This is a genomic window from Kocuria salsicia, from assembly GCF_007681555.1.
GTDB classification, from domain to species: domain Bacteria; phylum Actinomycetota; class Actinomycetes; order Actinomycetales; family Micrococcaceae; genus Kocuria; species Kocuria salsicia.
The window spans coordinates 952,409-979,322 of the sequence record NZ_VELE01000001.1 but is presented as its reverse complement, the minus strand read 5'-3'; the positions used below and the strand labels follow the sequence as shown (position 1 = coordinate 979,322).

Below are 26,914 nucleotides of genomic sequence, written 5' to 3'. Positions count from 1 at the left end.
CGTCGTTCGTGGTGCTCCGCCCCCTGCGGGCGCGCTGGGACGGGCACGACGTCGTCGGCACGGCTGCCGCGCGCCGGTGCCCGCGGGATCACGGGCCGGGGACGGCGGCGTCCTCCTGCGCCAGCAGGTGCTCGCGCGCGTGCGGCGGGCGGACCATGTCCCCCACGACGGCGTCCGCGGGGTCCGAGCCCAGCGCCACGATCCGGTTGCGCTCGTCCACGTGCACCACGCGGGGCTCGTACGCCCTGGCCTCGGCGGTGTCCATGAGGCCGTACGCGATCAGGATCACGAGGTCGCCGGGGTGCACGAGGTGCGCCGCGGCCCCGTTGATGCCGAGGACGCCGCTGCCGCGCTCGCCGGCGATCGTGTACGTCTCCAGCCGGGCGCCGTTGGTGATGTCCACGATGGCCACGAGCTCGCCGGGGAGGATGTTGGCGGCGTCCAGCAGGTCCTGGTCCACGGTCACGGACCCCACGTAGTGCAGGTCTGCCTGGGTCACGGTGGCGCGGTGGATCTTGCCGGTGAACATGGTGCGCAGCATGATCGCTCCTCATGCGGTGGGTGACGGTGCCCCTGCCGGCCGGGGGTCCTCGGACCGCCCCGTCCGGCAGGCCCGCGGGCTGTGGGCACCCTGGGAATGCAACACCCCGGGGACCGTGACGGTGACCCGGGGCGTCGTGCGAGGTGTACGGAGCGGCTGACGGGAATCGAACCCGCGTATCAGGCTTGGGAAGCGTGCGCTCTACCATTGAGCTACAGCCGCACTGTTCCGCCGGTGCATGACGCACGCGGATGAACGCCCACCACTGTACAACACGTTTGCGGGCTGCGGTGTTCCACACGGTTCCTTCAGCGAGGTGTCGACTACCGTGGAGCCGTGCTCATCTCCGATCGCGACATCCGCCGTCAGCTGGGCTCCGGGCGTGTGCGCCTGGAGCCCTACGATCCCGCCATGGTCCAGCCCGCGAGCGTTGACGTGCGCCTTGACCGGTGGTTCCGGCTGTTCGACAACCACAAGTACGCGCACATCGACCCGGCCCAGGAGCAGCCCGAGCTCACGCGGCTGGTGGAGGTGGCGCCGGACGAGCCCTTCGTGCTGCACCCGGGGGAGTTCGTGCTGGGCGCCACGTACGAGAAGGTCACCCTGCCGGCGGACGTCGCCGCGCGCCTGGAGGGCAAGTCCTCCCTGGGGCGCCTCGGCCTGCTGACTCACTCGACCGCCGGATTCATCGACCCCGGGTTCTCGGGCCACGTGACGCTGGAGCTGTCCAACATGGCCACGCTGCCCATCAAGTTGTGGCCCGGTTCCAAGGTGGGGCAGCTGTGCTTCTTCCAGCTCTCCTCGCCCACGGAGCACCCCTACGGCAGCGGCGCCTACGGCAACCGCTACCAGGGCCAGCGCGGGCCCACGGCCTCGCGCAGCCACCTGAACTTCGACCGGACCGTCATCGAGTGAGCCGCGCCCGCCGCCGCGCTCAGACCTGGGCGGTGGTGAAGCCCTCCGGCGGGCGCGGGGTGAGCAGCAGCAGGACGAGTCCGGCGGCCACCACCACGAGGATCCCGAGGATTCCCCAGATCTGCGCACCCAGCACGCTGACGAACAGTCCGAAGAGCCCGGGTGCCATGAAGCTCACGGCCCGCCCGGTGGTCGCGTACAGACCGTAGATCTCGCCGTCGCGCCCGGGCGGGATCAGCCGCCCCAGGTACGTGCGCGACGCCGCCTGGGCCGGTCCCACGAACAGGCACAGGGCCAGCCCGCAGACCCAAAAGGCTGGTTTGCCCGTCCAGAACAGCAGTGCGGTGCCGGCGAGCATGACGCCCACAAGGGAGCCGGTGATCACGGTGCGCGGGCCCAGGGCATCGTCAAGGGAGCCGCCCACGAACGCGCCGAGGGCGGCGATCAGGTTCGCCGCGACCGCGAACATGATGACCTCGGTCAGGGAGAAGCCGAAGGTGCCCGCCGCGAGGACCCCGCCGAACGTGAACACACCCGCCAGTCCGTCCCGGTAGACGGCGGAGGAGATCAGGAAGAAGACGGTGGCCCGGGAGACCCGCCACAGTCCGGCGATGGTGTGGAACAGCTCGCGGTACGCGCCGAGGATGCCGCGGCGGCGCGGCGCAGGGGGCACCACAGGCAGGGCGTCGGTGCGCACGAGCGGCGGGGTGCCGGGTTCCTCCAGGATGGCACCGCTGTATTCCCGGAACGGCATGGAAGGGGCCTTGAGCATCAGGGGCAGGCAGAAGATGAGGATCCACGCCGCACTGAACAGGGCCACGGCGCGGTAGTTCAGGGCGTCATCGGTGGGGATCCCCAGGAAGCCGGGGGTCACGAACCCAAAGAGCACGAAGGCCAGTGCGAAGATCCCGCCCACGTAGCCCGCGCCCCAGCCCCAGCCGGAGACCTTGCCCATGCGGTGCGGGCCGGCCAGCGCGGGGAGCATGGCGTTGTAGCTCACGGTGGCAAACTCCTGCGCCACGCTGCCCAGCGCCACCAGTGTGACGCCGAAGACCAGGAACGCCGGCTCCGGCCGGGCAAAGAACGCCAGGGCGGTGCACGCGATCAGGACCACCGAGTTGACGGTGAGGAAGCCCGCCCGGGAGCGCGGGGTGTCGCTGCGCTGACCGATGATCGGGGCGGTGGCCGCGATCGCGAAGCCAGCGACCGTCATGGCCACGGAGAGCACGGTGGAGGTGTGCTCCGGGGAGCCGAAGGACTCGCTCGTGAGGTACACCGTGAACACGAACGTGAGCATCACCGCGTTGTAGGCGGAGGTGCCGGTGTCCCACAGGCACCACATCAGCACGCGGGCACGGGAAGCGCCCCCCGGCGCGGGGGCGAGCGGCTCGGGGGTGCCGCCCGTGGTGGTCGTGTGCTCGCCTGTCATGGGGCTCACCCTACGGGCCGCGGAGTGTTGCGGGCCGACGGTGTCGGCCGCGGGGGGGGGGGGGGGGGGGGCGCCGGTGGGCGTTCACACGCGGGGCCGGTCAGTGCATGTCCGGGCGGTTCTGGTGACGCGTCAACAGTCAATCTTGTTACGATGGAGCCCGCAAACTACCGCCTCATGCTCCGGGTGGCCCTGTGCCTCCGCGGCCTGTTCGCCGAGCACCTCGCCGAGCGCATGGGGCCCGAAAGGTGAGGTCCCATGATCGCGGTGCTGCTGGTCCACGGGATCGCCGCCCTGCTGGCACCCGCGGTCCTCAGACGCGCCGGTCGCTCCGGTTTCTACCTGGTGGCACTCGTTCCGTTCGCTGGCTTCCTCTGGCTGCTCGCGCAGACCTCCCGGACCTACGGGGACCCCACCGGCTGGAGCGTGTCGCTGCCCTGGATCCCGCAGTTGGGCATCTCCCTGACCTTCCGCATGGATGCGCTCGCGTACATGATGTCCCTGCTCGTGCTGGGCGTGGGCGCGCTCGTGCTCGCCTACTGCGCGCGGTACTTCAAGGCCGACGCCCGCAACACGGGCTCCTTCGCCGCGCAGCTCGTTGCCTTTGCCGGCGCCATGTTCGGCCTGGTGACCGCGGACGACCTCATGGTGCTGTTCGTGTTCTGGGAGATCACCTCGGTGCTCTCCTTCCTGCTGATCTCCTACTCCCGCACCAAGCTCGCGGCGCGCCGTGCGGCGCTGCAGGCGCTGATCATCACGACCGCCGGCGGGCTCGCGATGCTCGTGGGGCTGCTGATGCTGGCCCACGCCGCGGGGACCATGCGCATCTCCGGCGTCCTGGCCGCGGCTCCCGGGCTGCTGGGTTCGCCCACCGTCGACGTCGCCCTCGCCCTGATCCTTGCCGGTGCCGTCTCAAAGTCCGCCCTGTTCCCCACGCACTTCTGGCTGCCCGCCGCCATGGCGGCGCCCACCCCGGTCTCCGCGTACCTGCACGCCGCGGCCATGGTCAAGGCCGGGATCTACCTGGTGGCGCGCCTGGCGCCGGGTTTCGCCGGAACCACGTGGTGGCTTCCCATCACCCTCACCCTGGGCCTGGGGACCATGGTCTTCGGCGGGTGGGTGGCACTGCGCCAGTACGACCTCAAGCTCATCCTGGCCTACGGCACAGTGAGCCAGCTGGGGTTCATCACCGCGGTGGTCTCCTTTGGCACCGCAGACACCGCCATGGCCGGGCTCGCCATGGTGATGGCCCACGGCCTGTTCAAGGCCACCCTGTTCCTCACCGTGGGCATCATCGACCACCAGGCCGGCACGCGCGACATCCGGCGGCTGTCGGGAGTCGCGGGCAAGGCGCCCCAGCTGCTCGTCGTGGCGGTCATCGGTGCCGCCTCCATGGCGGGTGTTCCACCCCTGCTGGGTTTCGTGACCAAAGAGGCGGTGCTCACCGCGTTCGTGGACGCGCTGCCGGAACCGCTCGCGGTCACGGCGCTCGTGTGCGTGGTGGTCGGATCCGTTCTGACGTTCGCGTACAGCGCCCGTTTCGTGTGGGGCGGCTTCGCGCGCAAGCCGGGGCGCTTCTCCGGGCTCGAGACCTCCCCGGACGGGCAGTCGGTGGTCGGCGCCTTCACCCCCGTGCGCTGGGACTTTCTGGCCGCCCCCGCAGTGCTGGCCCTCGTCACTGTGGTGCTCGGACTGTGGCCCGCCCCGCTCGAGGCGGGGATCACGCCCTACCAGGAGCTCTTTCCCGGGGCCGCGCAATCGCACGTGCACCTGGAGCTGTGGCACGGCTTCACCCCGGCGCTGGGCCTCTCCGCGCTCGTGATCGCCGCAGGCGCGGCGCTCTACGCGGCACGGCGCTCCGTGGGCCAGTTCCAGAGCAGGCTTCCGGAGGTGCCCAGTGGCGACTTCGTGTACCGCAAGGTCATCAACGTCCTGGACCTGCTCGCCGTGTGGCTGACCGGGCGCACACAGCGCGGCTCCCTGATGTTCTACCTCTCCGTCATCCTGGTCACCGCCATCGTGGTGCCCCTCGTGGCACTGTTCTGGTACGAGACGCCCCCACTGGCCGGGTTCCGCTACGGGGACTCCCCCGCCCAAGTGGTCACGGGCCTCGCCATGCTCGTGGCGGCGCTGCTCGTCCTCACGGCGCGCAAGCGCTTTCTCGCGGTGCTGCTCGTCTCGGTCACCGGGTACGGCCTGGCGCTGATCTTCGCCCTGCACGGCGCACCGGACCTCGCCCTGACCCAGACGCTGGTGGAGACCATCTCCCTGGTGGCCTTCGTGCTGGCCCTGCGTTCGCTGCCAGGACCGCTGTGGAACCGGAAGCCGGCCGGGCACCGCGTGTTCCGCGCCGTGTTCGCCGTGGTCTTCGGCGTGTTCATGATGGCCCTGGCGATGTTCTCCATCTCCTCGCGCAGCGCCGCACGGATCTCTTTGGACCTGCCGAAAATGGCCTACGACCTCGGGCACGGGGCGAACGTGGTCAACGTGATCCTCGTGGACATCCGGGCGTGGGACACCATGGGTGAGATCACGGTGCTGACCGTTGCCGCCACGGGCATCGCGTCCCTGATCTTCGTCAAGGGCCGCGGTGACCGGCTGCGCAGCGAGCGCCAGCAGCTGGACCCGGCGGAGCTGAAGGCCATCCGCGGTGCTGACGCCGCGGCGCACTCACCTCACGCGAACACCCAGCAGCTCAAGGTGGCCCGCCGCTTCTCCTCCCGCCCGGACGCGGATCCCTTCCTGCTGGCCGGGCGTACCCTGGCACCCGAACGCCGTTCCATCGTCTTCGAGGTGGTCGCGCGTCTGCTGTTCCACACGTTCATGATCGTGTCCCTCTACCTGCTCGTGGCCGGGCACAACCTGCCGGGCGGCGGCTTCGCGGGCGGGCTGATGGCATCCCTCGCGCTGACCCTGCGCTACCTGGCCGGCGGCCGCTACGAGCTCGAGCGCGCCACGCCCGTCAACGCCGGGTGGATGCTCGGCGCGGGTCTGGCGATCTCCTCGCTCTACGCGATCGTCCCGGTGTTCTTCGGTGGGGCCGTGATGGAGAGCTACACGTTCGAGTGGGACATGTGGGTCTTCGGCCACGTCAAGTTCGTCACCGCGCTGGTCTTCGACATCGGGGTCTACCTGATCGTGGTGGGTCTGGTCCTGGACATCCTGCGCTCCCTGGGCGGGCGCATCGACGAGAGGATCGAGCGTACGGCCATGGAGTCGGAGAAGAAGCCCGCGGGTGGCGGGTCCAGGATCCGGCTGACCCGCAACGGCCCCGGCGTCTCGACCACGCGCGTGGACGACCCGGACGCCCCCCGCGGATCGATGGTCAGCGCGGACGAGACCTCGGAGGTGCAGCGATGACCGTGAACGTCACGCTCCTGGTGGTCATGGGGGTGCTGTTCTGCGTGGGGGTCTACCTCCTGCTCGAGCGCTCGCTCACCCGTGTGCTGCTGGGCCTGATGCTGCTGACCAACGGCGCGAACCTGCTGATCCTGCACACGAGCGGTGAGCGGGGGGTGGCCCCGCTCTACGACTCCTCGCTGGACCCGGCCGAGTACTCGGACCCGCTGCCGCAGGCGCTGGTCCTGACGTCCATCGTGATCTCCCTGGCCACCACGGCCTTCATTCTGAGCATGATCTGGCGCTCGTGGATCCTGGCGCGCCGGGACGAGATCCAGGACGACCGCGAGGACCGCCGCGTGGCCACGCAGTCCTCCTACGATGCCGAGGACGACGACGCCATGCCCCAGGACACCTCCGAGTTCAACCACGCGGACGCGCGGTTCGCCCCGGCACGACACAACGAGGAAGAGGCGGCGGAATCACCGGGTCACCACAGGGCCGAGAAGCTCACGGACGGAAACGAGCGGGACACGCATGAGTACTGATCCGGCGCAGCTCGCCCCCCTCGCGGTTCTGGTCCCCTTCCTGGGGGCGGCCCTGAACTTCCTGATCGTCCACCGCAACGGCCTGCAGCGCGCCGTGACCATCGGCTCCATGTCGCTGACGCTGGTGCTCAACGCGGTCATCCTCGCGAACGTGTGGAACAGGGGTCCGCAAGTGGTGCACCTGGGGGACTGGGCGGCACCGTTCGGCATCGTGATGGTGGTGGACCAGCTCTCCGCGCTGATGCTCGTGGTCTCGGTGGTCGTCTCCCTCGCGGTGCTCGTCTACGCCGTGAGCGAGGGCGTGGCCAACGGCGACAACGAGGGCCCCATCTCGATCTTCTACCCCACCTACCTGATCCTTGTGGCGGGCGTGTCCAACGCGTTCCTCGCGGGGGACCTTTTCAATCTGTACGTGGGCTTCGAGATCCTGCTGACCGCGTCCTACGTGCTGCTGACCATGGGGGGCACCGCGCAGCGCATCCGCGCGGGCGTCACGTACGTCGTCGTCTCCGTGATCTCCTCGATCCTGTTCCTGATCTCCCTGGGCATGATCTACGGCGCCACGGGCACCGTGAACATGGCGGACCTCTCGGGCAAGCTCTCGGACCTGCCGGTGGGTATGCAGATGCAGCTGCACCTCATGCTGCTGGTCGCGTTCGGGGTCAAGGCGGCCATCTTCCCGCTCTCGTTCTGGCTGCCCGACTCCTACCCCACGGCGTCCGCGCCGGTGACCGCCGTGTTCGCCGGGCTGCTGACCAAGGTGGGCGTGTACTCGATCATCCGCACGGAGACGCTGCTGTTCCCGGGGACGCAGATCAACGGCCTGCTGATGTGGGTGGCACTGCTCACCATGCTGGTGGGCATCCTGGGTGCGCTCGCGCAGATCGACATCAAGCGCATGCTCTCGTTCACCCTGATCTCCCACATCGGGTACATGATCTTCGGCATCGCCATGGGCACCCAGGCCGCGCTGGTCGCCGTCGTCTACTACATCGCGCACCACATCGTGATCCAGACCAGCCTGTTCCTGGTCGCGGGGCTCATCGAGCGCCGCGGTGGGTCCACCAACGTGGACCGCCTGGCCGGGATGCTCAAGATCTCCCCGCTGCTGGGTGTGCTCTACATGATCCCGGCGCTGAACCTGGGCGGCATTCCGCCGTTCTCCGGTTTCCTGGGCAAGGTGGGGCTGATCGAGGCCGGCGTGAGCACCGGAACGTGGTTGAGCTACCTGCTGGTGGGCGTGTCCGTGTTCGTCTCGCTGCTCACGCTGATGGCCCTGATCCGGGTGTGGAACCGCGTGTTCCTGCGCAGCGTCGACGACGCCGAGTACCCGGACCCCGTACTGCGCGCCACGACGCCGCAGGGCAGGCGTCCCCGCACCTCGCGCGCGGTCGTGAGGAAGCCCGGCAGCAGGTTCTCGGGGCGGTCGCCGGTGGTGCTGCTGCCGCGGACCATGGTGGGTGCCACCTCGGCCCTGGTGGTGGTGGGCGTGGCCCTCACCGTCTTCGCGGGGCCGCTGTTCGACCTCGCGGACAACTCCGCGGAGAACCTGGTGCACCCGGACCGCTACGTCAATGCCGTCCTGCACCCCGAGGGTCACGGCGGCGCAAGTGAGGAGAGCCGATGAGCACGTCCGCGGTGCGACGCCGTTCGCGCAACTCCCTGCGCGCCGAGCTGCCGCTGATCCTGTGGCTCGTGGTGGTGTGGGGTGCGCTGTGGGGTGACTGGAGCATCGGGAACCTGGTTTTCGGGCTGTTGCTCGCGCTGCTCGTCACCCGCCTGCTGACCCTGCCGCCCGTGCGCCTGTCCGGGCGCTTCAACGTGGTGCACTTCGCGCTGTTCGTGCCCACGTTTATCTGGCAGGTGGCCAAGGCCAGCTTCCAGGTCTTCTGGCTTGCGGTCACGCAGGGCCCGAGGGTGTGCAACGCCGTGCTGGGGGTGCCCCTGCGCCAGAACAACGACCTGCTCATGACGGCCGTGGGCCACACGATGGCGTTGATCCCCGGGTCCCTGGTGGTGGAGGTGGACCGCGGCAACGGGATCCTCTACTTCCACGTGCTGGACATCTCCACGCCCGAGCAGGCGGAGGCGTTCCGGCGCTCCGCACTGGACATCGAGGCCGCCTGGATCCGCATCATGGGCACCCGGGAGGACCTGAAGCTGCTGACCGTGGTCGGGGATTCCGACAACACGGAGGCCACCGGGGCGCTCGAGTCGCCCACGCACGAGATGGACGAGGCCGACACCGGCCACGGGGAGGAGCGCTCATGACAATGCTCGACGTCGCCGTGTGGCTGTGCGGGGCGATCCTCGCCCTGGCCGCCGCCGGGACCATCTACCGACTGGCGAAGGGGCCCTCCCTGCTGGACCGCGTGATCGCCTCGGACGTGCTGCTTGCCATCGTGGGGGCGTGCCTGGCCGTGGACATGGTCTACAACCACCACACCAACAACATCATCCTGCTCGTGATCGTCTCCCTGGTGGGCTTCCTGGGCTCCGTCACGGTGGCGCGCAACGTGGGGCTGGAGCGTTCATGAGCTGGCACACCGTCCTGGACGTGATCGCCCTGCTGTGCCTGGTGCTGGGTGCCCTGATGTCCCTGTCCGCCGCGATCGGCCTGGTGCGCTTCCCGGACCTGCTCTCGCGCATGCACGCGGGCACCAAGCCGCAGGTCTTCGGCCTGTTCCTCATGCTCACGGCCGTGGCCATCGAGAGCGGGGAGCCGCGCATGATCCCGCTGCTGATCCTCGCGTGGGTCTTCCAGCTGCTCACCGCACCGGTCTCCGCGCACATGGTGGGCCGGGCCGCATACCGCTCCAAGCACCTGCACGAGGAGAACCTCATGCAGGACGAGCTGCGGGACGTTGTAGCCCGCGCCGGGCACGAGGAATCACGCTGAGGACATAATTTCCGGGTGAACCGCGCCCCGCACCGCCCAGCCACGCGCCGAGTTTCGTATGCTGAGGGAGGAAGCAGCACGCCGTCGGCCCCCGAGCGCCGGCGGCACTCGCGACGAGAAGGAGCACCTCATGAACAAGGCGATGGACATCCTCGGCACCGTGGCGTCCCTGGGCGGCGTGGCACTCGCGAACAAGGGCCTGTCCGCGGTGTGGAAGCAGGTCACCGGCAACGAACCCCCCGCCAAGAACCCGGATGAGGACGAGGCCTGGCGGGACATCATCCTGTGGGCCATGATCACCGGCGTGGTGGGCACCGTCATTAAGGTGGGAATCGCCCGCCAGATGTCCAAGATGGAGTCCGAGAAGAAGGACTCTGGCAAGACCTCGCAGTCCGAGATCTGAGGTACCCCACCGGGCCGAGCGCCCGGGAGGTCCTGCACACGAGGGCCGGGTGCGCGACGCACCCGGCCCTCGTGCGTGCCGTGGTCTAGACTGGCGACTCAACGACAGGGGAGCGCCACCGCGGCGCTGAGAGTGCGTGTGAGCGCAGACCCTCGAACCTGATCCGGTTCATACCGGCGCTAGGGAGTCGAGCATCTCAGGGACCCGTCCGCACCCGTGGACGCGAGCCTTCCCCTCCTGGAATCTTCAGGAGGATTCACATGACACAGGTCGGCACCAGATCCACGCGAACGCCCCAGGGACGCAATTCCCGGCGGCACTCGTGGCGGGTGGTGGACATCGTGGTCGCCTCCGTTCTCGCGGCGGTGTGCGCCGTGGTCTTCTGGCTGTGGTCCAACCTGCTCGCCCCGGCCGTCTCTGCGGGGTCCGTGGCGTATCCGCCCGCGGGCGGGCTCATCGTGGGCGGCTGGCTCGTGGCCGGCACGCTCGGTGCACTGATCATCCGCAAGCCGGGTGCCGCGATCTTCTGTGAGCTGCTCGCGGCCGTGCTGGAGATGTTCCTGGGCACCCACGCGGGATGGCTCGTGGTCCTCTCCGGGGTGATCCAGGGCCTGGGGGTGGAGATCGTCTTCCTGCTGACCCGCTACCGCAGCTTCGGGCTCCTCACGGCCACAGTGGGCGGCGCGGTCTCCGGGCTCTTCCTCGCCGTGAGCGAGAACATCTTGTACAACTACGAGTGGGCCACGGACCAGAAACTTGTCTACGCCGTGTTCACCACGCTCTCCGGCGCCGTGATCGCCGGCGCCCTGATGTGGCTCGTGGTGCGTGCGCTGCAGGCCACGGGCGTCCTCAGCGCCCTCGCATCCGGCGCCGCGCGCCGGCGATGACAGCCGCGTCGGCCACCATCCCGGTGGGCGCGTCGGTCTGTCTCGAGAACTTCGGCTGGCACTACCCCGGGCGCCAGAACCCGAGCCTCGCGGGGGTGGATGCGCAGATCGGTGCAGGGGAGCGCGTTCTGCTCCTGGGTCCTTCCGGTGCCGGCAAGTCCACCCTGCTGCAGGCCCTGGCGGGTGTGGAGCAGGATCCGGACGGGCAGTCCCGATCGGGTGAACTGACGGTCGACGGCGCCGACCCGCGCGACGCGCGGGGGGCCGTGGGCTTCATGCACCAGGATCCGGAGACGCAGGTGGTTCTCTCGCGGATCGGGGACGACGTCGCGTTCGGTCTCGAGAACCTGGCCGTTCCCCGTGAGCAGATCTGGCCGCGCGTCCACGAGGCGCTGGACAGGGTCGGTCTCCACCTCCCCCTGGAGCACTCCACCACGGCGCTGTCCGGTGGTCAGAAGCAGCGCCTGGCGCTCGCGGGTGTCATGGCCATGCGGCCCCGCCTGCTGCTGCTCGACGAGCCGACGGCCAGCGTGGACCACGAGGGAGCGGTGGAACTCTGCCGGGCCGTGTCCCGGGCCGTCCGGCAGGACGGCACTACCCTGGTGGTCGTGGAGCACCGTGTTGCACTGTGGGAACCGGTGGTGCACCGGGTGATCGTGCTCGACGACAACGGCTCGGTGGCCTTCGACGGCCCCACCCGGGAGACGCTCCACGATGCCCGGAAGCTGCTGCAGGCGCAGGGCACGTGGGTTCCGGACTGGGTTCCGACGACGCGTCCGCCCGCCCACCGCAGAGCTGTCGAGGTCGACGCGGCGGCCGAGGGTCCCGACGGCGGGGACGAGTGCCCACGCGGTGCGGGCACCGCGCGCTCCGGTCGAGACCGTCCCCCGCACGCCGCGGGGAGCCCTGCGCCCCGGGACGGTGCGGTCCTCCTCAGCGCCCGGGAGCTGGGAGTCTCCCGCATCCAGCCGTCGCGTCGAGTGGTGGCGCGCGAGCGGCGTCGGGCCCGCAGGTCGTGGCGGCGTGGCGAAACTCTCGAGGCGCCGGCACGCAGAGTGGTGGACTTCCCGCCCGCGGCCGAGCACATCACGCTGGACGTCCGCGCGGGCCGCGCCCTGGCCGTCACCGGACCCAACGGGGCCGGGAAGTCGACGCTCGCCCTCACACTGGCCGGTCTCCTGGTGCCCGTGCGCGGCACGGTGCGAGCCTCCGCCGTCCTGGCAGATGACGCGCCACCGGATCCTGGCCTGTGGGACGGCAGCGAGCTGATCTCGAGGGTGGGCACCGTGTTCCAGCACCCCGAGCACCAGTTCCTGCGCTCAACGGTGCGGGAGGAGCTCGAATTCGGTCCGGAGCAGCTGCGCCGCCACTCGGAGCGCTCAAAGCCGCGGCGGGACGTGACGGCCGACGACGCCCGGGTTGCGGACCTGCTGCGGCGGCTGCGCCTGGAGGACCTGGCCGGGGCCAACCCCTTCACGCTCTCCGGGGGCCAGAAGCGTCGGCTCTCCGTAGCCACGGTGCTCGCAGCGGCACCCGCAGTGGTGATCCTCGACGAGCCCACATTCGGCCAGGACGCCCGCACCTGGAAGGAACTCGTGGATCTCCTGGCGGAAGAGATGGACAGGGGCACGGCCGTGGTGGCAGTGACGCACGACCGGGACCTCATGACCGCGCTCGACGCGGAGGAAGTGGGGCTGGGCTCATGAGCACCACGGCAACACCGGGCATCTTGGGCCCCCGGAGCGGGCTGCTGGCCCGGGCGAATCCCGTGGTGAAGCTGCTCGGTGCGCTGCTGATCACCGTGGTGATCGTGCTCAGCGCCGATCCCGTGACGAACGCGGTGGCCCTGGGGGGTCAGCTGCTCCTGCTCGCGGGGGTGGGCATGCGACCGCTGCGGCTGCTCACGCGGCTGTGGCCGATCCTCGTGGCAGCCCTGATCAGTGGCTGGGGAACGGCGATGCTCTCCGACGCCGGTGGCCCCGTTCTGCTGCAGCTCGGATGGATCACCGTGACCACCGGATCTCTCGCGGCTGGCGGGGCAATCGCGCTGCGCGGGCTGGCCATCGCCCTGCCTGGGATCACGGTGCTGCTGACCACCGACCCCACGGACCTCGCGGACGGTCTCGCCCAGACGCTCAAGCTGCCCGCGCGCTTCGTCCTGGCTGCCCTGGCTGCGATGCGTCTCGTGGAGGTCATGATCACCGAGTGGAGCGTCCTGACGGCTGCTCGCCGCGCCCGCGGGGCCGGAGGATCCCACACGCCGTGGGGTGTGGCCGGAGAATTCGGCGGTCAGGCGTTCACCCTGCTCGTCCAGTCCCTGCGCCGCGCGACCCGGCTGGCCATGACCATGGAGGCGCGAGGGTTCGGGGCGGGACCGCGCACCTGGGCCCGTCCCCTGCACTACAGCCGGGTGGACGTGCTCGTGGGGGTGGCGGTCGTCGTGACGGCAGTCGGTGCTCTTGTCCTGTCGATGGGAATGGGGACGCACCGCTACATCTGGCAGTGATCACGGATCGGCCCTCGCCCGCCTGCATCAGCCGTCTGCGCGCCCCAGCAGGAAGTCGGTCAGGGTGCGGGTCAGGGCGGGGTCCGAGCGGACGGGGTGGCCGTCCACCCTGGTCACGGGCACCGCGAGTCGCACCGAGGACGTGAGCCACACGGCGTCCGCCTCCAGGAGGTCCCGGGGATGCAGGGGCCCGTAGTCCACGCCCCAGCCGTGACGGCGCGCGGCGTCGAAGATCCTGGCCTGTGACGTCCCCGGCAGGATGCCGCGTGACGGTTCGGGCGTCACCAGGGTGGGTGGTTGCCCGGGCGAGGTGCGGGCGCACACCACCGACGACGTTGCCCCCTCAAGGATCCTGCGGTCCGTGGACGTGGTGAACACGACGTCCTGCGCGCCGTTCGCCCGGGCGTGGCGGACGGCGGCCATGTTGACCGCGTAGGAAAGCGTCTTCACACCGGGAAGCAGCCAGGGCATCCCGGAGTCCTCGGCCGGGTCGTGGCCGCGTTCCAGCAGCAGCACGGACACGCCGTCCTGGCGGGCCTCGAAGGTCTGCGGGGGCACCGGCGACACGGTGAGCCACGCCCACGGCTCACCACCCGGCACGCCCCGGCTCACGCTCAGCTTGACCGAGTGCTCGGCCCCGAGATCACGGGACGGGTCGTGGGAACCCGGCCCGGCGGCGTCGAGCCCCATGGCCAGGGCCGCGCGGCAGACGTCCTGCGGGGGCGCGGGAAGGTCCGCGGTGCGGGCGGAGGCGGCGAGCCGGGCGTGGTGCGCGTCGAACTTGTAGGCGGTGCCGTCCAGCACGTGCAGCGTCTCGAAGATCCCGTCACCGCGGGTGAGCGCCTGGTCCTCCAGGCGCACCATGGGCTCGCGCGGATCAACCGGGCGGGGCGGACCCGTCACGGGGGACAGCAGCACCGCGGCGCCCGGTCCGGAGCTCACGAGCCGTCCCGCTCCTCGGCGGTCGGTGCGGGAAGCTGGGGCGCGGGGCCAGGGTGGATGATGTCCGCGGCCTCCCACACGGGGTCCTCCGCGAGGTAGTGCTCCTCCTGCTCGGCCCACACGTCCCAGTAGTTCTCGTACGTGGCACCGTCGCGGGCGAGGGCCCGCTGCTTGCGCTGCCACGTGGGCAGCTCCACCCACACGGACGTGTCGAGCAGCGCCCGGGCCTCGCGGTGGCAGGCTCCCACGCCCTCCACCAGGACGATCTCGGCGGCGCGCGTGAGCCGGGGCGTGCCCGGTTCGCTGGTCAGCCAGTCCCAGGCGGTCCAGTGCGCGTCCTCGCCGCGCCGCAGCGGTTCGAGGATGCGTGTGCGGTACTCGCTCATGCCCTCGGCCAGTCCGTTCCAGCCCGGGTACAGGTCCTCCAGGCGGAAGGTCACGACGTCGTACGAGCGCCGCAGCACCGCCACAAGCTGATCCGTGAGGGTGGTCTTGCCCGCGCCGGAGCGGCCATCGATGCCCACAACGAACGGGCGGCGCGTGGCTGGCGGCAGCAGCCGCGCGAGGTTGACGCCGTCCGGGAACTGGGCGATCTCATCGTCGTGGAATCCTTCGTCCGGTGCGATCACGGGGCCTCGACCCGTTCGCGCACCCAGGTCACGACGCCGGGGGTGGCCGCCGCGATCTGCTCCCAGGCTGTGTCGAAGTCCTCCGAACCTCCGTACCACGGGTCCGCGATGTCGAGGTCCGTGCCGGAGGCCTCGGCCTGCGGGTCGAAGCTGCGCATCAGACGCACGGTGTCGGCGCGGTCCGGGGGCAGGCGGCGCCGCAACTGTTCGCGTTGGGAGTTCGTCATGGCGAGCAGCATGTCTGCGTCCGCGAGCTCGGCGTCGGTGATTCTGTGCGCGCAGTGGTCGGGGAGGTCGAGGTGGTGGTGCGCGATCACGGCCCGGGCGCGCGGGTCCACGGGATTGCCGTGCTCCTCGTCGCTCACCCCGGCGGAGCCGACCGCCACTCGCCCGCAGAGCCCTGCGCGGTCGAGCTCGGCGCGCAGGAGCGCCTCGGCCATGGGGGAGCGGCAGATGTTGCCGGTGCACACCGTGACGATGTTGAACATGGTCTCCACTGTACGAAAAATCCGCGCCGGGTGAGCGGCCCTGGGGTCCGTGCACCCCGCCGCCACGCCAGCGGCGAAATCCGCGGGGTTCGGCCGGGGTGACGACGGTGCTCCGGGCTGGGCGGCGACGGCGCTGCGGAGCCGGGAACACACACGGAACGGGGTGCACGTCCGTGGACGTGCACCCCGTTCGCATCACTACCGGGTGGCGGCTCCGCAGGGGAGCGCCGGAGTCACTTCTCGTCGAGGTGCTTGGGGGTCGTCTGGTCCCAGGGGGCCTCGCCCTCCGGGGTGTCCTTGGCGATGTCGTCCACGGCGGAGGTGACCCACTCGGACTTGTACTGGAAGTCCGTCTCGTCACCGTTCTCGTCCGTCTGGCGGTACCACTCGGTGATCGCCGGATCGTGCGAGTCGAACGCGTCGCCGGCGGCGCGATGGCCCTCGGCGCGCTCCACCTGCAGGGCGAAGTTGTCACCGTGCTCGGCGAGCCCGGAGGCCACGGCCTTCTGGACGGCCGAGTACGCGAACTTGGTGCGCAGCGTGGCGGGGTCGTTGCGCAGGTCCCGGTACAGGGCGACCATCATCATGGCCACGACCACCGCGAACGGCAGCGCCGAGACGATCACCAGGCGCTGCATGCCAGCCAGGGCGTCGTTGCCCGCCACCAGGAGCATGACGATCGCGATGCCGGCGAGGCACGCGCCCCAGAAGATGACGATCCACTTGCTGGGGTCCGGGCGTCCGCGCTGGGTCATGGTGCCCATGACCACGGAGGCGGAGTCCGCACTCGTCACGAAGAAGATGCCGATGACGACCATGGCCAGCACCGAGGTGACGGCCGTGAGCGGGAGCTGGTCGAAGAGTCCGAAGAGCATGGACTCGGCGCCGTTGTCCACGGAAAGGTCCGCCCCGTTCTTCGCGAAGAACATGGCGGAGCCGCCGAAGACGATGAACCACAGGATGCACACCGAGGCCGGGACCACGAGCACGACGGTCACGAACTGGCGGATGGTGCGGCCACGGGAGATCTTGGCGATGAACATGCCCACGAACGGGGACCACGAGAGCCACCAGGCCCAGTAGTACACGGTCCACGTGTTGGAGAACTCGGCGCTCTGCGGGCCCCACGCGGCCGACTGGCCGGTCATGAAGAGGTACTCGGACACGTACGTGGAGAACGTGGAGGGGATCAGCGTCAGCAGGAAGACCGTGGGTCCCACGAGGAACACGAACAGCGCCAGCACGAAGGCGAGCGAGAGGTTGATGTTCGACAGGTAGCGGATGCCGCGGGAGACGCCCGAGACGGCGGAGATGATGAAGCCCACGGACAGCAGCGCGATGATCACGATCAGCGCGTTGTTGCTGAGCTTGTCCAGCCCGCCCACGATCGAGATGCCGGAGCCGATCTGCATGGCTCCCACGCCCAGGGACGCGGCGGTGCCGAAGAGGGTGGCGAAGATCGCGAAGACGTCGATCAGCTTGCCCAGGGTGCCGTCCACGCGCTTGTGGCCGAGCAGCGCGGTGAACACGCGCGAGATCAGCGGGGCCCGGCCGCGGCGGTAGGCGCCGTAGGCCACGGAGACGCCGACGACGGCGTAGATGGCCCACGGGTTCAGGGCCCAGTGGAAGGCGGACTGCACGAGGGCGTAGACCACCATGGAGTCGCTGCCGGCCTCGGCGACCTTCGAGAAGCCGGGGATCCCGCCCTCGAAGTAGCTCATGGGCTCGAACGCGCCGTAGAAGACCAGGCCGATGCCCATGCCCGCCGCGAAGAGCATCGCGAGCCAGGAGAAGAAGGAGTACTCGGGCTCCTCGTCGTCACGGCCGAGCTTGATCTTTCCTGTGCGGGTGAAGCCGATGAAGATCATGAAGACCACGGCCGCGGTGGAGAGCAGGATGAAGAACCAGCCGGTGTTGTCCGTGACCCACGCGAGCGCGGTGGCCGAGACCGTCGAGAGGCTGTCCGTGCCGAGCACGCCCCACGCGATGAAGCCCACCACGAGGACCGCGGTGATCGCGAAGACCACCCTGTCGGTGCCGAACTTGACCTTGCGGTCCTCCACGCCGACGCCCGGGACCAGTGCCGGGTGGATGCCGTGGGGGTAGGTGAGCTCGTCGATGATCTTCCGGGGGCGGCTGCGGGTGGGGGTGCCCGTGGAGCCGGGGGTGGTCGTCGAGTCCGACGGTCGTCGGTCCTCGGAATGGGGTGGGGTGCTCAAGACAGTTCTCCTGACTGTGGCGGTGAGTGATCGGGGACGGGTGGAGGCGCGGTGGAACTCCCGTGTCGGTGACGTGTGGACTGCGCCGCGGGCAAACGATGTCGCTCTGGGTGCACAAACCTTCAGTGTAACCCGGAATCGCGCGGAGGGTAACCGGAGAGTAGCCGCCACGTGGGGAGCAGCCGGAAAAAAGTTGAGTGAATCCTGCTCAACTCTGTTGACACGGATGGTACGAGGTGTAAACTTGAGTCTCGAAAGCTCAAGTCTTCAAGGTTCGAGAGACACGAGGATCCGGTCCTCGTGCGGACCGCATGGCATCAACGAAAGGATCGACAATGTCCCGTGCAGTAGGAATCGACCTCGGCACCACCAACTCTGTGGTGGCGGTTCTCGAGGGTGGCGAGCCCGTCGTCATCGCGAACGCCGAGGGCAACCGCACCACCCCGTCCGTCGTGGCGTTCTCCAAGGACGGCGAGACCCTCGTGGGTGACGTGGCCAAGCGCCAGGCCGTGACGAACGTGGACCGCACCGTGGCCTCCGTGAAGCGCCACATGGGCACCGACTGGACCACCGAGATCGACGGCAAGAAGTACACCCCGCAGGAGATCTCCGCCCGCATTCTCATGAAGCTCAAGGCGGATGCCGAGTCCTACCTGGGCGACACGGTCACGGACGCCGTGATCACCGTCCCCGCGTACTTCAACGACGCCGAGCGCCAGGCCACCAAGGAGGCCGGTGAGATCGCCGGCATGAACGTGCTGCGCATCGTCAACGAGCCCACCGCAGCGGCCCTGGCCTACGGTCTGGAGAAGGGCAAGGAGGACGAGCTCATCCTGGTCTTCGACCTCGGTGGCGGCACGTTCGACGTCTCCCTGCTGGAAGTCGGCAAGGACGAGGACGACTTCTCCACCATCCAGGTCCGCGCCACCGCCGGTGACAACCGCCTCGGCGGCGACGACTGGGACCAGCGGATCGTGGACTGGCTGCTGGAGCAGGTGAAGTCCAAGACCGGTGCGGACCTGTCCAAGGACAAGATCGCCCTGCAGCGCCTGAAGGAGGCGGCCGAGCAGGCCAAGAAGGAGCTGTCCTCCGCCACCTCCACCACCATCTCCCTGCAGTACCTGTCCGTGACTCCCGAGGGTCCGGTGCACCTGGACGAGAAGCTGTCCCGCGCCAAGTTCGAGGACCTCACCAAGGATCTGCTGGCCCGCACCGAGAAGCCGTTCAAGGACGTCATCGCGGAGGCCGGGATCAAGGTCTCGGACATCGACCACGTGGTGCTCGTGGGTGGCTCCACCCGCATGCCCGCCGTGGTCGAGAAGGTCACGCAGCTGGCCGGCAAGGCCCCGAACAAGGGCGTGAACCCGGACGAGGTCGTGGCCGTGGGTGCCGCCATCCAGGCCGGCGTGCTCAAGGGTGACCGCAAGGACGTCCTGCTGATCGACGTGACCCCGCTGTCGCTGGGCATCGAGACCAAGGGCGGCGTGATGACCAAGCTCATCGAGCGCAACACGGCCATCCCCACGAAGCGCTCCGAGACCTTCACGACCGCCGAGGACAACCAGCCCTCCGTGTCCATCCAGGTCTTCCAGGGTGAGCGCGAGTTCACCCGGGACAACAAGAACCTGGGCACGTTCGAGCTGACCGGCATCGCGCCGGCCCCGCGCGGCATGCCGCAGATCGAGGTCACCTTCGATATCGACGCCAACGGCATCGTGCACGTGTCCGCCAAGGACAAGGGCACGGGCAAGGAGCAGTCGATGACCATCACGGGCGGCACCTCGCTGTCCAAGGAGGACATCGACCGCATGGTGAAGGACGCCGAGGCCAACGCGGACGCCGACAAGCAGCGCCGTGAGGCCGCGGACCGCCGCAACAACGCGGAGCAGACCGCGTACTCGGTGGAGAAGCTGATCAAGGACGACGAGGGCGCCATCCCCGAGGACGTCAAGACCGAGGTCCAGGCGGACGTGGATGCCGTCAAGGCCGCGCTCGAGGGCGATGACGACGACGCTGTGAAGACCGCGTTCGAGAAGCTGCAGACCTCACAGACCAAGATCGGCGAGGCGCTGTACGCGCAGTCCCAGAACGAGGGTGCCGAGGGTGCCCAGACGGGTGCTGCCGGTGCCGAGGGCGCCCAGGCCAAGGACGACGACATCGTCGACGCCGAGGTCGTGGACGACGACAACGACGGGAAGAAGTGAGCATGAGCGATTCCGAGAACCCGACGGGCAACGGCCAGTCCGTGCCGCAGGACCCGGACCACTCGGCTGAGCATGCCCAGCAGGCCGACGGCGCACAGGGACAGGAGGGTCTGACCGTGGACGACATCCTCGACACCCCCCAGTCCCAGGACGCCGGGGCCGCGGACGCGGCGTCGCTCCAGGGCGACGCCGCCCCGGCGGGCGGATCGGAGGCCCAGGGCTCCGAGGCGCAGAAGCTCGCGGACGAGCGGTTGGAGGACCTCCGCCGGCTGCAGGCGGAGTTCGTGAACTTCAGGAACCGCACCGTGCGTGAGAAGGACCAGTTGCGGGACTTCGTGTCCGGCGAGATGGTTGCCGCGCTGCTGCCGGTCCTCGACGACGTCGACGCCGCCCGCAAGGCGGGGGACCTCGAGGAGGGCCCGTTCGCGGCGATCGCCGCGAAGCTCGAGGAGGCCCTCACCAAGAAGGGGCTCACGCGGATCGGCGAGGTGGGTGAGGTGTTCGACCCGAACATCCACGAGGCCGTTCTGCAGCAGCCCACCCAGGACGTGGCACCGGATCATGTGTCCATGGTGCTGCGCTCGGGCTTCAAGGTGGGCAACAAGGTCGTCCGAGCGGCCCAGGTGGCCGTGGCGACGCAGCCGTAGCGACACCGTGAACTCGGGGCGGGTCCACATGACGGGACCCGCCCCGAGCCGTATTACAGCACATCGAAGAGAAAGGAGGCGTCATGGCCAGTCAGGACTGGATTGACAAGGACTTCTACAGCGTCCTGGGCGTCTCCAAGGACGCATCCCAAGCTGACGTCAAGAAGGCGTACCGCAAGCTGGCCCGCAAGTACCACCCGGACCAGAACCCCGGGGATGCGGCTGCGGAGAAACGGTTCAAGGACATCACCGAGGCGAACTCGGTGCTCTCGGACCCCGAGGAGCGTGAGCAGTACGACGCGATCCGGGCCATGGGCTCCGGCGCGCGCTTCACGGCCGGCGGTCCGGAGGGTGCCGGCGGCGCCGGCGGAGCGGGCTTCGAGGACATCTTCGGAGACATCTTCAACGGCGGTGGTGGCCGACGGCGCTACACCACCTCCAGCGGCGGTGGCGGGGGTTTCGAGGACATCTTCGCCCAGTTCGGCGGGGGCCAGGGCGGCGGCTTCGGCGGCCAGTCCGGGTTCGGCGCTCAGGGTGGCTTCAGCGGCTACCAGGCCCCGCCCGCCAAGGGCGAGGACATCCACACGACCACCACCATCCCGCTGCGCTCGGCGTACAACGGCACCACGGTGAAGCTGCGCCGAGGCAACGGCCAGACCACCACGGTGCGCGTGCCCAAGGGCGTCAAGGACGGTCAGCGGCTGAAGATCGCGGGCAAGGGCCACACCGGCCCGGGCGGCAACGGGGACCTCTTCGTGACCGTCAAGGTCAAGGAGCACCCGTTCTTCACCCGCGAGGGCCAGGACGTGCACGTCACCGTTCCGGTCTCCGTGGCGGAGGCGGGTCTCGGCGCGACCGTCCAGGTCCCCACCTTGGACGGGGGCCACGTGAACGTGAAGGTTCCCGCCGGCACCTCCTCGGGGCGCCGGATGCGCGTCAAGGGCAAGGGTTTCACGTCCGGGTCTAGCACCGGGAACATGATCGTCACCGTGCAGATCGTGCTGCCCGCCACGATCAACGACGCCGCACGGCAGGCACTCGAGGACTTCGCCGCCGCCACGGAGGACTTCGACCCGCGTGCGGACCTGGGTGCGCAAGCGGCCGTCTGAGATGGCGGTGGACTTCACGAAGCCCGGGTTCGTGATCTCGGTGGCGGCCGAGCTCGCGGACATGCACCCGCAGACCCTGCGCCAGTACGACCGCCTGGGGCTTGTGACGCCGTCGCGGGCCTCCGGGCGGGCACGGCGCTACTCGCAGCTGGACGTGCAGAAGCTGCGCCAGATCCAGGAGCTCTCCCAGGCGGGCGTGTCCCTCGAGGGGATCAAGCGGATCATGCAGCTGGAGAACCAGGTGCAGGCGCTGCAGTCGCGCGTCACCGAGCTCTCGGAGGAGCTGGAGAACGAGCGCCAGGCCCGCAGCGAGCGGGAGAAGATCTTCATCGCGGGCTCCGGCGGGGAGGTGGTGCGCATTGCCCGCGGGGGACGCCGCGCCCCCCGCAAGGTCTCCCAGGCGCTGATGCTCTACCGCCCGGCGCGGTCCGGCGGCACCGCGGACCGGGAACCCGCCACGGCGGCGTCGGGCGCCCCACGGCGTTCGGCCCGGGGCAGCGGCCCGGGCTGAGAACCCGCCACCACGGTCCCCGCACTGTCTCCGGACGGTGCGGGGACCGTGGTCGTCCGGGGGGGGGCACCCGGGTGTGCGCGGGGACACGGGCGGGGACATACCCTGGGAAGGCCCCGCCCCGATCCCAGGAGCCGTCCGTGTCAGAATCCCGCCCACCCCACGAGAAACGCGCTGCAGCGCACGGACCCTCCGCCGCCCACGAACCCTCCGCCGCCCAAAGACCCGCCGGGAGCCGCTCCGGACAGGCCCGCCGGGAGCCGGTGGCTCAGCGCGGGGTGCGCGGCGCGAAGTCCTTCCTCTCCGAGATCAGCTACCCCCACAACATCCACCCGGCCGTGGTGCCCGGCGTCTCGGTGGAGGACCAGAGGGTCCGCTACGGCGTGGACAAGCTGGTGGTGGGCGTGGCCCCGGCGGCCTGATCGTCGGGTTCATCGTGTGGGGTCTCGTGGACACGGACTCGCTGACCGCGGCGTCCGGGGCTGCACTGAACTGGGCCATGCTGAACATGGGCTGGTCCTTCAACCTGCTGGCGATCGGACTGCTGGTCTACCTGCTGTACCTCGCGTTCTCGCACTACGGCAGGATCCCCCTCGGCCTCGACGGGGACACCCCCGCATACTCCACAGCGTCGTGGGCGGCCATGCTGTTCGCCGCGGGGATCGGGATCGGCATCATCTTCTTCGGCCCGTTCGAGCCGATGACCTACTTCTTCTCACCGCGCCCTGGCTCCGCGGAGCCAGGGACCATGGAGGCCATGAAGAAGGCCTCCGCGCAGGCCGCCCTGCACTGGGGGCTCAACGCGTGGGCCATCTACGGTCTCGTGGGCGTGGCGGTGGGCTACACCTCCTACCGGCGCGGCCGGGTTCCGCTCATGAGCTCCGTGTTCGCGCCGTTCTTCCGGCAGGGGCGCACGGACAACGTGGTGGGGCGGGTCATCGACATCCTCGCGATCCTGGCCACCCTGTTCGGCACGGCGGCCGCGCTGGGCATCGGTGCACTGCAGATCAGCCGCGGGGTGGACATCTTCACGGGCATGGGGTCCACGGGCAACGCCGGTGCGCTCACCATCATCTCGGTACTGACAGCCGGGTTCATCGCCTCCGCAGTCTCCGGGGTGGCCAAGGGCATCCGGTGGCTGTCCAACATCAACATGGTGCTGGCCATCGGCCTCGCGCTGTTCTTCTTCGTCCTGGGGCCCACGACGTTCCTGCTCAACTACGTGCCCGCGGTGATCGTCACGTACTTCGCCGAGCTGCCGGACATGCTCTCGGCGTCCATGTCCGACGGTCCGCAGATGCAGAAGTTCCTCTCCACCTGGACCAGGTTCTACTGGGCCTGGTGGGTCTCCTGGGCGCCGTTCGTGGGGATCTTCGTGGCCAAGATCTCCCGGGGGCGCACCATCCGCCAGTTCGTGCTGGGGGTGCTGTTCATCCCCTCGACCATCGTGGTCATGGCCTTCACCGTGCTGGGCGGCACCGCCATCTGGCAGCAGCTGCAGACCCGCGCGATCGCCCCGGACAACACGGTGGACACCCTGCCCCCGCCGGAGGAGATCTTCTTCACCGTCCTGGACGGGCTGCCGGGCGCCGGGATCATGGCGGGTGTGGTGGTGGTCATGCTCGCGGTCTTCTTCGTGACCACCGCGGACTCGGCCTCCGTGGTGACCTCGCAGATGTCCCAGCGGGGCAACCCCAACCCCAAGCGGCGGGTGACGGTGTTCTGGGGCCTGTGCATGGCCGGGATCGCCGTGGTGATGCTGCTGATCGGCGGGCAGAACGCGCTGACCGGGCTGCAGAACCTCATCACGATCACCGCCCTGCCGTTCACGCTCATCATGTTCGCGATGGCCGTGGCCCTGCACAAGGACCTGCGGCGGGACCCGATGATCATCCGCGAGCAGTACTCGCGCTGGGCGGTGGACAAGTCCGTGCGCCACGGGATCGACGAGTACGGCGACGACTTCACGTTCGCCGTGGAGCACGCCCCGGACAGCAAGTGGGCCACGGGCGCGGACTTCGACTCCTCCGCGCCGGAGGTCACCGACTGGTACCAGCGCACGGACGAGGACGGCAACCCCGTGGACTACGACTACGAGACGGGCGAGTTCACGGGGGTCCCGGAAGAGGTGGGACACGATGACACAGGGGAGCCCTCGCAGGGCCATGCTGGGGATTCGGCGGGGAGCGGACGGCGGTAGGCCCCGGGCGGGAGCGAACCCGGGGCCGGTCGCCGTCAGCGACGCCGGTAGGCCAGGTCCCGCGGCACGCGACCGGCCTCGGTGGCCTTGCGCTCGAAGCTCGTGAGGATCCTGCCCTCCCAGCGGGGTGCCCAGCCGGTGTCCGGGTGCTCGTCGTCCGCGAGAGGGCCCGGGTGGAGGTTCTCGAAGTCTGCAGCCGCGGCGTCGAGGACCTCGCGCATCACCACGGCGTACTCCTGCCAGTCCGTGGCCAGGTGCCAGATCCCGCCCGGCTCCAGGACGCGGGCGGCGAGCTCGGCGAAGGCGGGGGAGACCAGCCGGCGCTTGTGGTGGCGGGTCTTGTGCCAGGGGTCCGGGAAGAACACCCACAGCTCGTGCACGGAGCCGGGCTCGAGCATGTGCTCCAGGACCTCCGGGGCGTTGGCCTGGGCCACGCGCACGTTGGTGACTCCGGCCTGTGCCGCCTTCATGAGCAGGTCCGCGATCCCGGGCTTGTAGACCTCCACGGCCAGGTGGTCGAGCTCCGGGTGCGCGGCGGCGTGGGCCACGATCGCCTCGCCGAGCCCCGAGCCGATCTCCACCACGAGCGGCGCCACCCGCCCAAAGGCTGCCTCGTGGTCCAGGCGGTAGGAGGGGTCCACGGAGGTGTCGGTCATGACGCGCGGGATCTCCAGGACCCATTCGCCCGCGTGCTCGTCCCACGCCTTCTGGCGCTTGGGGGACAGCCGGTCCCCGCGGCGCACGAAGGAGTAGGGCTGGCGGTGGAACGCCGGGTTCGACGGCGCTGCCGCCGCCGGGGTCTCACCCGCCCCGGTTCCCTGCTCGGCGCCGGGGGCCTGTCCTGCAGCGGCCGCGGGGCCGCCGGAGGTGGGGCCCGCGGGGGTGCGCTCGGCACCAGCACCCGGAAGGGCGGCGTCGTGCTCGGAGCGTTCGGAGACAGGGCGTTCGGGGACGGGGTGCTGTGGGGTGCGGTCGCTGGATTCCATCGTGGAACATCCTAGGTGGGGCGCGCGAGGTGTGGCGGATCCCGCGGGCCTGCGCGCGGAACCCCACGATCCGCCACCGCGCGTGCGACTAGCATGGGGGCATCCCACCCCCGTTGCCGCGTCGTCGCGCGCCCAGGAGATCCCGCATGTCCCAGAGCTCCGAAGCACCCGAGCCAGTTCGCAGCAGACTGGGGTTGAACCCGCGCCTGGACCGGGTGGTGTTCGTGGGCGCGCTGGGCGTCCTCTCCGCCGTGAGCCCCATGGCCACGGACATGTACCTGGCGTCCATGCCGGAGATGTCCCAGTGGTTCGACACCACGGCCAGCATGGTTCAGCTGAGCCTCACCGCCTACATGGTGGGCATGGCGATCGGGCAGTTCGTGCTCGGCCCGCTCTCGGACGTCCTGGGGCGCCACAAGCTCATGGTCGCGGGCACGGCACTGTTTCTTCTCTCCTCGGTGGTCATCATCTTCACCACGGACATCCGCGTGGTGCTCGCCCTGCGGTTCGTCCAGGGCGTCGCGGGCGCGGCCGGGGTGGTGATCGCCCGCGCGGTGGTCTCGGACATCGCCCGTGGCCACCGCGCCGCCCAGCTCTATTCGGTGCTCTCGCTCATCACGTCCCTCGCACCCGTGGTTGCACCGCTGGCCGGCGGGGTGATCGCCACCGTGGCGGACTGGCGTGTGGTGTTCTGGGTGCTCACCGGCTTCGGCGTGGTCATGCTCGCGTGCTCCGTGTTCGTCATCCCGGAGACGCTGCCGCGCGAGGCGCGCTCGGGCGGCGGGCTGGGACGGATCTTCCGCAATGCCGAGGAGGTGCTCCGCGACCGCGTGTTCCGCCGCTACGCGCTGAGCTTCGCGTTCGCCTTCGGCGCCCTGTTCTCCTACATCTCCGCGTCCTCGTTCGTGATCCAGAACGTGCTGGGCTACAGCGCGCTGGCGTACTCCGCGATCTTCGCGCTCAACGCGTGCGGGTCCATCGCCACGGGCGTGGTCAACACCAAGCTCGTGGGAAGCCGGTCCTCTGAGTCCCTGCTGCTGGTGGGCGTGGTGGGTCTGACAGTGTTCTCGGTTCTGAACGTGGTGCTCGTGCTGCTGGGTGTCCTGGGCACGGTCACCCTGGTGCTGATCTTCCTGGCCCAGGCATGCATGGGCTTCGTGCTGGGCAACGCCGTGGCCCTGGCGCAGCAGCGCGCCCAGCACAAGAAGCTCTCCGGGACCGGCTCGGCGGTCGTGGGCATGGGCCAGTTCGTGATGGCAGGGATCGTCACGCCCCTGACGGGGCTCGCGGGGGAGGGCAGCGCCGTCCCCATGGCGGTGTGCATGGCGGTGTGCGCGGCGGTCTCCGTGGTGACTGTGCGGCTGGCGAACTCCCACCACGCGCAGAGCGGTGCCTGAACGCGGCGCGGCACCCGCGTCCGGCACGACGCCGGGCAGCCCCAGTTCTGCGCGACGGCGCCGCGCTGGCCCCGGCCGACGACGCGAGCCCGACGACGTCGTCGGCCGCACCCGC

25 protein-coding genes, 1 tRNA gene and 1 riboswitch are annotated in these 26,914 nt (G+C 69.8%); of the genes, 18 read left to right on the top strand and 8 right to left on the bottom strand.

The features are described from left to right. Positions 1-88 precede the first annotated feature (88 nt). Together panD and FS770_RS04425 are read right to left on the bottom strand one after the other, a co-directional pair. Positions 89-541 (bottom strand): aspartate 1-decarboxylase, encoded by a 453-nt coding sequence (panD, locus tag FS770_RS04430; RefSeq protein ID WP_144941029.1) that lies wholly within the window; start codon positions 539-541, stop codon positions 89-91. Between the two features lie 151 nt (positions 542-692). Next, positions 693-763 (bottom strand) — tRNA-Gly (locus tag FS770_RS04425). Between the two features lie 114 nt (positions 764-877). Here FS770_RS04425 and dcd point away from each other — a divergent pair. Further along, entirely contained in the window at positions 878-1,456 is a 579-nt protein-coding gene (dcd, locus tag FS770_RS04420) for a dCTP deaminase (RefSeq protein WP_144941027.1), read from the top strand. A 19-nt stretch (positions 1,457-1,475) separates the two neighbouring features. Here the strand turns inward: dcd and FS770_RS04415 are convergent, their stop codons facing one another. Continuing rightward, entirely contained in the window at positions 1,476-2,885 is a 1,410-nt protein-coding gene (locus FS770_RS04415; protein WP_145010136.1) for an MFS transporter, read from the bottom strand. Positions 2,886-3,143: 258 nt separating this feature from the next. Between FS770_RS04415 and FS770_RS04410 the strand changes: the two genes are divergently transcribed. The 10 genes from FS770_RS04410 (at position 3,144) to FS770_RS04365 (ending at position 13,467) form a co-directional block, all read left to right on the top strand. Further along, positions 3,144-6,245, top strand: a complete 3,102-nt coding sequence (locus FS770_RS04410) for a Na+/H+ antiporter subunit A (protein WP_145010133.1) — start codon at positions 3,144-3,146, stop codon at positions 6,243-6,245. Continuing rightward, the gene (locus FS770_RS04405) at positions 6,242-6,772 is read left to right on the top strand and encodes a Na(+)/H(+) antiporter subunit C (RefSeq protein WP_055084581.1); all 531 of its coding nucleotides are present in this window, start codon (positions 6,242-6,244) and stop codon (positions 6,770-6,772) included. Before FS770_RS04410 ends, FS770_RS04405 begins: the two co-directional genes overlap by 4 nt. Further along, on the top strand, positions 6,762-8,399 hold the full coding sequence (locus FS770_RS04400; protein WP_144941022.1) for a Na+/H+ antiporter subunit D: 1,638 nt from the start codon (positions 6,762-6,764) through the stop codon (positions 8,397-8,399). Before FS770_RS04405 ends, FS770_RS04400 begins: the two co-directional genes overlap by 11 nt. Further along, the gene (locus FS770_RS04395; RefSeq protein WP_145010130.1) at positions 8,396-9,043 is read left to right on the top strand and encodes a Na+/H+ antiporter subunit E; all 648 of its coding nucleotides are present in this window, start codon (positions 8,396-8,398) and stop codon (positions 9,041-9,043) included. The genes FS770_RS04400 and FS770_RS04395 overlap by 4 nt, the downstream gene beginning before the upstream one ends. Next, positions 9,040-9,309, top strand: a complete 270-nt coding sequence (locus FS770_RS04390) for an MrpF/PhaF family protein (RefSeq protein ID WP_145010127.1) — start codon at positions 9,040-9,042, stop codon at positions 9,307-9,309. The genes FS770_RS04395 and FS770_RS04390 overlap by 4 nt, the downstream gene beginning before the upstream one ends. Further along, complete coding sequence (gene mnhG, locus FS770_RS04385; RefSeq protein WP_145010124.1) at positions 9,306-9,671, top strand: monovalent cation/H(+) antiporter subunit G; 366 nt, start codon at positions 9,306-9,308, stop codon at positions 9,669-9,671. The genes FS770_RS04390 and mnhG overlap by 4 nt, the downstream gene beginning before the upstream one ends. Before the next feature lie 130 nt (positions 9,672-9,801). After that, on the top strand, positions 9,802-10,074 hold the full coding sequence (locus FS770_RS04380; RefSeq protein ID WP_144941014.1) for a DUF4235 domain-containing protein: 273 nt from the start codon (positions 9,802-9,804) through the stop codon (positions 10,072-10,074). A 96-nt stretch (positions 10,075-10,170) separates the two neighbouring features. Then, positions 10,171-10,277, top strand: a riboswitch (TPP riboswitch). Positions 10,278-10,334: 57 nt separating this feature from the next. Next, on the top strand, positions 10,335-10,961 hold the full coding sequence (locus tag FS770_RS04375) for an ECF transporter S component (RefSeq protein ID WP_144941011.1): 627 nt from the start codon (positions 10,335-10,337) through the stop codon (positions 10,959-10,961). Next, positions 10,958-12,667, top strand: a complete 1,710-nt coding sequence (locus FS770_RS04370; RefSeq protein ID WP_145010121.1) for an ABC transporter ATP-binding protein — start codon at positions 10,958-10,960, stop codon at positions 12,665-12,667. The genes FS770_RS04375 and FS770_RS04370 overlap by 4 nt, the downstream gene beginning before the upstream one ends. Then, positions 12,664-13,467 carry an energy-coupling factor transporter transmembrane component T family protein gene (locus tag FS770_RS04365; protein WP_145010119.1) on the top strand — a complete coding sequence of 268 codons (804 nt, stop codon included), beginning with the start codon at positions 12,664-12,666 and terminating at the stop codon, positions 13,465-13,467. The genes FS770_RS04370 and FS770_RS04365 overlap by 4 nt, the downstream gene beginning before the upstream one ends. Before the next feature lie 27 nt (positions 13,468-13,494). On the opposite strand, the gene FS770_RS04360 is transcribed toward FS770_RS04365, so the two are convergent. The 4 genes from FS770_RS04360 to FS770_RS04345 form a co-directional block, all read right to left on the bottom strand. Beyond that, a complete protein-coding gene (locus tag FS770_RS04360) occupies positions 13,495-14,409 on the bottom strand; it encodes an aminotransferase class IV (RefSeq protein ID WP_145010116.1) in 915 nt (304 codons plus the stop codon). After that, entirely contained in the window at positions 14,406-15,038 is a 633-nt protein-coding gene (locus FS770_RS04355) for a uridine kinase family protein (RefSeq protein WP_145010113.1), read from the bottom strand. Before FS770_RS04355 ends, FS770_RS04360 begins: the two co-directional genes overlap by 4 nt. After that, positions 15,035-15,526, bottom strand: a complete 492-nt coding sequence (locus FS770_RS04350; protein WP_094395141.1) for a low molecular weight protein-tyrosine-phosphatase — start codon at positions 15,524-15,526, stop codon at positions 15,035-15,037. The genes FS770_RS04355 and FS770_RS04350 overlap by 4 nt, the downstream gene beginning before the upstream one ends. Positions 15,527-15,759: 233 nt before the next feature. Beyond that, positions 15,760-17,745 carry a BCCT family transporter gene (locus FS770_RS04345; protein WP_144940997.1) on the bottom strand — a complete coding sequence of 662 codons (1,986 nt, stop codon included), beginning with the start codon at positions 17,743-17,745 and terminating at the stop codon, positions 15,760-15,762. A 335-nt stretch (positions 17,746-18,080) separates the two neighbouring features. On the opposite strand from FS770_RS04345, the gene dnaK reads away from it, so the two are divergent. The 6 genes from dnaK (at position 18,081) to FS770_RS04320 (ending at position 24,416) form a co-directional block, all read left to right on the top strand. Continuing rightward, positions 18,081-19,949 carry a molecular chaperone DnaK gene (gene dnaK, locus FS770_RS04340; RefSeq protein ID WP_145010110.1) on the top strand — a complete coding sequence of 623 codons (1,869 nt, stop codon included), beginning with the start codon at positions 18,081-18,083 and terminating at the stop codon, positions 19,947-19,949. A 2-nt stretch (positions 19,950-19,951) separates the two neighbouring features. Then, the gene (locus tag FS770_RS04335) at positions 19,952-20,596 is read left to right on the top strand and encodes a nucleotide exchange factor GrpE (protein WP_083482254.1); all 645 of its coding nucleotides are present in this window, start codon (positions 19,952-19,954) and stop codon (positions 20,594-20,596) included. Positions 20,597-20,679: 83 nt separating this feature from the next. After that, positions 20,680-21,705 carry a DnaJ C-terminal domain-containing protein gene (locus FS770_RS04330; RefSeq protein WP_144940988.1) on the top strand — a complete coding sequence of 342 codons (1,026 nt, stop codon included), beginning with the start codon at positions 20,680-20,682 and terminating at the stop codon, positions 21,703-21,705. Position 21,706: 1 nt separating this feature from the next. After that, positions 21,707-22,216, top strand: a complete 510-nt coding sequence (locus FS770_RS04325) for a heat shock protein transcriptional repressor HspR (protein ID WP_144941587.1) — start codon at positions 21,707-21,709, stop codon at positions 22,214-22,216. Positions 22,217-22,356: 140 nt separating this feature from the next. Continuing rightward, on the top strand, positions 22,357-22,638 hold the full coding sequence (locus FS770_RS14250; protein ID WP_313960143.1) for a hypothetical protein: 282 nt from the start codon (positions 22,357-22,359) through the stop codon (positions 22,636-22,638). Between the two features lie 26 nt (positions 22,639-22,664). Further along, positions 22,665-24,416, top strand: a complete 1,752-nt coding sequence (locus FS770_RS04320) for a BCCT family transporter (protein ID WP_342353654.1) — start codon at positions 22,665-22,667, stop codon at positions 24,414-24,416. 35 nt (positions 24,417-24,451) lie between these two features. Here FS770_RS04320 and trmB read toward each other — a convergent pair whose 3' ends face one another. Then, positions 24,452-25,402, bottom strand: coding sequence for a tRNA (guanosine(46)-N7)-methyltransferase TrmB (gene trmB / locus FS770_RS04315; protein WP_238694045.1), 951 nt, complete (start codon positions 25,400-25,402; stop codon positions 24,452-24,454). A gap of 146 nt (positions 25,403-25,548) precedes the next feature. On the opposite strand from trmB, the gene FS770_RS04310 reads away from it, so the two are divergent. Then, the gene (locus FS770_RS04310) at positions 25,549-26,799 is read left to right on the top strand and encodes a multidrug effflux MFS transporter (RefSeq protein WP_145010107.1); all 1,251 of its coding nucleotides are present in this window, start codon (positions 25,549-25,551) and stop codon (positions 26,797-26,799) included. The last annotated feature ends 115 nt before the right edge of the window (positions 26,800-26,914 follow it).